At 75.2% G+C, this 6,442-nt stretch carries 1 protein-coding gene; it reads left to right on the top strand.

Features of this window, described 5'->3' with window-relative positions; genetic code table 11:
• Positions 1–42 precede the first annotated feature (42 nt).
• Positions 43–6,442, top strand: a 6,400-nt coding sequence (locus KUM32_RS28590; RefSeq protein WP_217144866.1) for a type I polyketide synthase, incomplete at its 3' end; no start/stop codon positions are given.

The following is a 6,442-nucleotide window of genomic DNA, read 5'->3' as shown; positions in this document are numbered from 1 at the left end:
CCCCGGCCCACCCCCACCCCCGGCCCGACGAGCGGAGTGACCATGACCCAGCCGGACGAGAAGCTCGTCGAGGCCCTGCGCAGCGCGTTGAAGGAGACCGACCGGCTGCGCCGCAGACAACAGGAGGCCGACGCACGCGCCAGTGAACCGATCGCGATCGTCGGCATGGCCTGCCGCTACCCCGGTGGGGTGCGCGGTCCCGCCGACCTGTGGCGGCTGGTCGCCGACGGCAGGGACGCGGTCGGTGACTTCCCGGCCGACCGGGGCTGGGACCTCACCACGCTGTTCAGCGACGACCCCGACGAGTCCGGCACCTCGGTGACGAGGGCGGGCGGATTCCTGTACGACGCCGGTGACTTCGACGCCTCCCTGTTCGGGATCAGCCCGCGCGAGGCCCGCGCGATGGACCCGCAGCAGCGGCTGCTGCTGGAGTGCGCCTGGGAGGCGTTCGAACGCGCCGGCATGGACCCGCTGGGGCAGCGCGGCGCCCGCACCGGCGTCTTCACCGGCAGCAACGACCAGGACTACCTGGGCCTGCTCGGTGACCACCCCGGAGAGCTGGAAGGCCACCTGGGCACCGGGAACGCCTCCAGCGTCCTGTCCGGCCGGCTGGCGTACACCTTCGGACTGGAGGGCCCGGCCGCCACCGTCGACACCGCCTGCTCCTCGTCGCTGGTCGCCCTGCACCTCGCCGCGCAGGCGCTGCGCGGCGGCGAGTGCGACCAGGCGCTGGTCGCCGGAGTGCTGGTGATGTCGACGCCGGGGACCTTCCTGGAGTTCTCCCGGCAGCGCGGTCTGGCCTCCGACGGACGGTGCAAGTCGTTCGCGGCGGCCGCGGACGGCACCGGCTGGGGCGAGGGCGCGGGCGTCCTGCTGGTCGAACGGCTCTCCTCGGCGCGGGCCGCCAAACGCCCGGTGCTGGCGGTGGTGCGCGGTACGGCCGTGAACCAGGACGGCGCCTCCAACGGCCTGACCGCCCCCAACGGCCCCGCCCAGCGCCGCGTCATCCGGGCGGCCCTCGCCAACGCCGGGCTGACACCGGCCGACGTCGACGCGGTCGAGGCGCACGGCACCGGCACCACCCTCGGCGACCCCATCGAGGCGCAGGCCCTGCTGGCCACCTACGGCCAGGACCGCACCGGAGAACCCCTGTGGCTGGGTTCGCTGAAGTCGAACATCGGCCACACGCAGGCCGCCGCGGGCGTCGGCGGCATCATCAAGATGGTCCTCGCCATGCGGCACGGCCTGCTGCCCCGCACCCTGCACGTCGACGAGCCGACCCCCAAGGTCGACTGGGCCTCCGGAGCGGTCGAACTGCTCACCGAGGCCCGGCCCTGGCCCGCGGTGGACCGGCCGCGCCGGGCGGCCGTCTCCTCGTTCGGCATGAGCGGCACCAACGCCCACGTGATCCTCGAACAGGGCGATCCCGCCGGGAAGCCCGCCGGAGCCGGACGGCCCGCCGACACCGGTCCCGTCCCGCTGCTGCTCTCCGGCGCCGGACCGGCCGCGCTGAAGGCCCAGGCAGCGACCGTACGGGAGTTCGCGGCCGGGGACGTGTCGCTGCGTGAGGTGGGCGCGACACTGGCCGGGCGGGCCGCGCTGCCCGCACGGGCGGTGGCCTGGGACCCGGAGAGCCTGGACGCGGTCGCGTCCGGGCTGGTGTCGACCACCGCCCTCGACTCCTCCGACGTGGTGTTCGTCTACCCGGGGCAGGGCGGACAGTGGCTCAACATGGCCGCCGGACTGCTGGACTCGCCCGCGTTCGCCGACCGCCTCCGGGAGTGCGACGCGGCACTGCGTCCGTACCTCGACTTCTCGGTGGAGGACATCCTGCGGGGCACGGACGACTGGCTGACCCGGGTCGAGATCGTGCAGCCCGTGCTGTGGGCGGTGGGCGTGGCGCTCACCGCCTGGTGGGAGGCGCACGGGGTGGTACCGGCCGCCGTGGTCGGACACTCCCAGGGCGAGGTCGTCGCGGCCGTGGTGGCCGGCGCGCTGTCCGTCGCGGACGGAGCACGGGTGGTCGGGGTACGCGCCCGGGTCCTGGCCGGCCTCGGTGACAGCGGCGGCATGCTCTCGGTCAACGCCTCCGCCGCCGACGCGGAACGCTGGCTCGCCCCGGCCGGGGACGCCGGCACACCCTCCTGGGACGACCTCGTCATCGCCGCCGACAACGCCCCGGGACAGGTCGTCCTGGCCGGCGAACGCCACCGCCTGGAGGCGTTCCTGCCGTGGTGCGAGGAGCGGGGCGTACGGGCCAGGCTGGTCGAGGTCCGCTACGCCTCCCACTCGCCGTGGGTCGACGGCGTACGGGACGCCGTCCTCGCCGGCCTCGCCGGCCTCCGGGGCACCGCCCCGCGCATCCCCTGGTACTCCACGGTCACCGCAGAGCGCGTCACCGAGCCCGTCGACGGCGGCTACTGGTGGTCCAACCTGCGGCAACGGGTACGGTTCGCACCGGTCGTCCAAGGCCTCGCCGACGCCGGGTTCCAACTGTTCGCCGAGGTGTCCGGCCATCCGGTGCTCACCGTCGCCCTGGAACAGTGCGCCCCCGAGGCCGGGATCTTCGGCACGCTCCGCCGCGGCGAGGACGGCCCGGCCGGACAGATCCGCGCCCTGGGCCAGGCCTGGGCCCACGGCGCCCCCGTCGACTGGTCCCCCTGGTTCACCGGAACCACCCGCCTCCCCGACCTCCCGACCTACCCCTTCCAGCGCCGCCGCCACTGGCTCACGCCAGAAGAACAGCGCCGCGACCAAGGCGCGGACCCCGCATTCTGGACCGCCGTGGCGGCCGGCGCCGACTCCCTCGCCGGCGAACTCGGCCTCACCCCCGACGTCGTCGAACCCGTCCTCGACGGCCTCGCCTCCTGGCGGACCCGGCGCGAACGGGCGGCCACGATCGACGGCTGGCGGTACAAAGCCGGCTGGACGCCGCTGCCCCGGCCCGCCGCACCGGCACGACCCGAGGGCCGCTGGCTGCTCGTACGGCCCGAGGGCGTCGACACCCCCGATCTGGCCGGTTGCCTCCCCGACCCGGACGTCGTGGTCATCGACGCCGCCGCCGACCGGACGGCGATGGCCACCGCCCTGGCCGACGGCCCGTACGCCGGGGTGGTGTCCCTGCTCGCCCTCGACGAGCGGCCGATGCCCGGCCACCCCCTCGTCTCCCGCGCCCTCGCCGGTTCGCTGACGCTGATCCAGGCGCTCGGCGACGCCGGGATCGACGCGCCCGTCCGCGTCCTCACCCAGGGCGCGGCCGGTGTCGACGGGGCGCCCCGCAGCCTCGCCCAGGCGGAGGTCTGGGGCCTGGGCCGGATCGCCGGGCTGGAACACCCCAGCCGGTGGGGCGGTCTGATCGACCTGCCGGAGACACGGGAGGGCGGGGCGGACACGGACCTTCTCGGCGCCGTGCTCGCCGGGGCGCTGGGCGCCGAGGACCAGGTGGCCCTGCGCGCCGGTGGCCGCCTGTGGGCCCGACGCGTCACCCCGGCCCCGGTCTCGGCGTCGTCCCGGAAGGCCGGCGAGGGCTGGCGGCCGAACGGCACCGTCCTCGTCACCGGCGGCACCGGCGCCCTCGGCTCCCGCATCGCCCGCTGGGCCGCCGCGAGCGGCGCCGACCGCCTCGTACTGACCAGTCGGCGCGGCATCGAGGCCCCCGGCGCCGCACAACTCCGTGACGAACTCGCCGCGAACGGCGTCGAGGTACGGATCGCCGCGTGCGACCTGGCCGAGCGCACCGCCGTCGAGGCACTGCTCGCCGACGTCGGCCGCGTCGACGCCGTCGTACACGCCGCCGGAACGGGCGCGAACGTGCCGTTCGACCAGACCGACGTACCACTGCTGGAGCGCCTGCTCGCCGGGAAGGTCGCCGGCGCGGTGCACCTGGACGAGCTGATCGGCGACGACGTGGACGCGTTCGTCACCTTCTCCTCCATGTCCGGGGTCTGGGGCAGCCAGGCACACGCCGCCTACGCCGCCGCCAACGCCGCCCTGGACGCCCTCGCGGAGCGCCGACGGGCCCGCGGCGGCACGATGACCGCCATCGCCTGGGGCTCCTGGGCCGGGACCGGCATGGCCTCGGCCGAGGTCGGCGCCGCGCTGCGCCGGCGCGGCATCGTGGCCATGGCGCCGGACCTCGCCATCGAGGCGATGAGCCGCGCCGTCGCCCAGGACGACACGACGGTCTGCGTCGCCGACGTCGACTGGCCGCGCTTCACCGAACTGTTCACCGCCGAGCGCCCCCGCCCGCTGATCGACGACATCCCCGCCGTACGGGACGCCCTGGCGCGGGCCTCCGAGCCCGCCGGAGACGGTGCCGGGCTCGCCACCCGCCTCGCCGGACTGCCGGCCGCCGAACGGGGACGCGTCGTCCTGGAGTTCGTCCGCGCGGGCGCCGCCGCCGTGCTCGGCCACACCTCCGGCGACGACATCACCCCCCGCCGACCCTTCCGCGACCTCGGCTTCGACTCGCTCACCGCCGTCGACCTGCGCAACCGGCTCCGCGCCGAGACCGGACTCCCCCTCGCCGCCACCGTCGTCTTCGACCACCCCAACGCCGCCGCGCTCGCCACCCACCTCCTCACCCGCCTCGACGGCACGACCGCCCCCGCCGCCACACCCGTGACAGCCCCCGCGCGCTCGGCGACCGAACCGGACGAACCCCTCGCGATCACCGCGATGAGCTGCCGCTTCCCCGGCGGCGTCGCCTCCCCGGAAGACCTGTGGCGGCTCGTCCTCGACGGCGTCGACGCCATGTCACCGTTCCCCACTGACCGCGGCTGGTACCTCGGCGACCTGGTCAACACCGACTCGGCCGTACGCGGCACCACGTACACCAGCGAAGGCGGCTTCCTCGACGACGTGGCCGGCTTCGACGCGCGGCTGTTCGGGATCACCCCGCGTGAGGCCGTCGCCATGGACCCGCAGCAGCGGCTGCTGCTGGAGTGCGCCTGGGAGGCCCTCGAACGCGCCGGCCTCGACCCGCTCGGCCTGCGTTCCACCCGCACCGGCATGTTCGCCGGCACCAACGGCTCCGACTACCTGTGGTCCATGGGCGTCTTCCCCAGCGAACTGGAAGGCCACCTCGGCACCGGCAACGCGGCCAGCGTCCTGTCCGGGCGGGTCTCGTACACGTTCGGCCTCGAAGGTCCCGCGATGACCGTCGACACCGGGTGCTCGTCGTCGCTGGTCGCCCTGCACCTCGCCGCGCAGGCGCTGCGCCGGGGCGAGTGCGACCTCGCCCTGGTGGGCGGCGTCACCGTCATGTCGACGCCCGGACCGTTCGTCGAGTTCAGCCGCAAGGGCGGGCTGGCCGCCGACGGCCGCTGCAAGTCCTTCGCCGCCGCCGCCGACGGCACCGGCTGGTCGGAGGGCGTGGGCGTGCTGCTGGTGGAGCGGCTCTCCGACGCCCGGCGCCTCGGGCACCGGGTGCTGGCGGTGGTGCGGGGCAGCGCGGTCAACCAGGACGGCGCCTCCAACGGCCTGACCGCCCCCAGCGGCCCCTCCCAGCAGGCGGTCATCCGCCAGGCCCTGGCCGACGCCCGGCTCGAACCCGCCGACATCGACGCCGTGGAGGCCCACGGCACCGGCACCACCCTCGGTGACCCGATCGAGGCCAACGCCCTGCTCGCCACCTACGGCGCCGACCGTACCGGCGAACCGCTCTGGCTCGGCTCGGTCAAGTCCAACCTCGGCCACACCCAGGCCGCCGCCGGCATGGCCGGGCTCATGAAGACGGTGATGGCCCTTCGGCACGGCGTCCTGCCCAAAACCCTGCACGTCGACGAACCCTCTCCGCACGTCGACTGGGAACTGGGCGGCGTCGAACTCCTCACCGAGGCCCGCCCCTGGCCGGACACCGCGCGCCCCCGCCGGGCCGGCGTCTCCGCGTTCGGCGTCAGCGGCACCAACGCCCACGTCATCCTCGAACAGGCCCCCGAAGCCTCCGAAGCCTCCGAGGCAACGGCCACGGACACGGAGACGGCGACACCGGAACCGGGACGGCCGGTGCCGCTGCTGCTCTCCGGTGCCGACACGGGGGCGGTACGGGCCCAGGCGGCGGCCCTTCGGGACTTCGCCGCCGACGGCGCCTCGCTGATCGACATGGGCGCGACGCTCGCGACCCGGGCCGCGCTGACCGAACGGGCGGTGGCCTGGGACCTCGACGGCCTGGACGCCACCGCGGCCGGGATGGCACCCGTGTCGGGCTCGGTGACCGGGGCCGACCTGGTGTTCGTGTATCCGGGGCAGGGTGGTCAGTGGCTGAACATGGCGGTCGGGTTGTTGGACTCGCCGGTTTTCGCGGGGCGGTTGCGGGAGTGTGACGAGGCGTTGCGGCCGTTCGTCGGGTTCTCGGTCGAGGAGGTTGTGCGGGGTGGGGATGGCTGGCTGGCGCGGGTGGAGGTCGTGCAGCCGGTGTTGTGGGCGGTGGGTGTGGCGTTGA

Source organism: Streptomyces sp. AC627_RSS907 (genome assembly GCF_019049165.1).
Note: the sequence above shows the minus strand (reverse complement) of the source record. Positions and strands in the feature narration are given on the sequence as shown.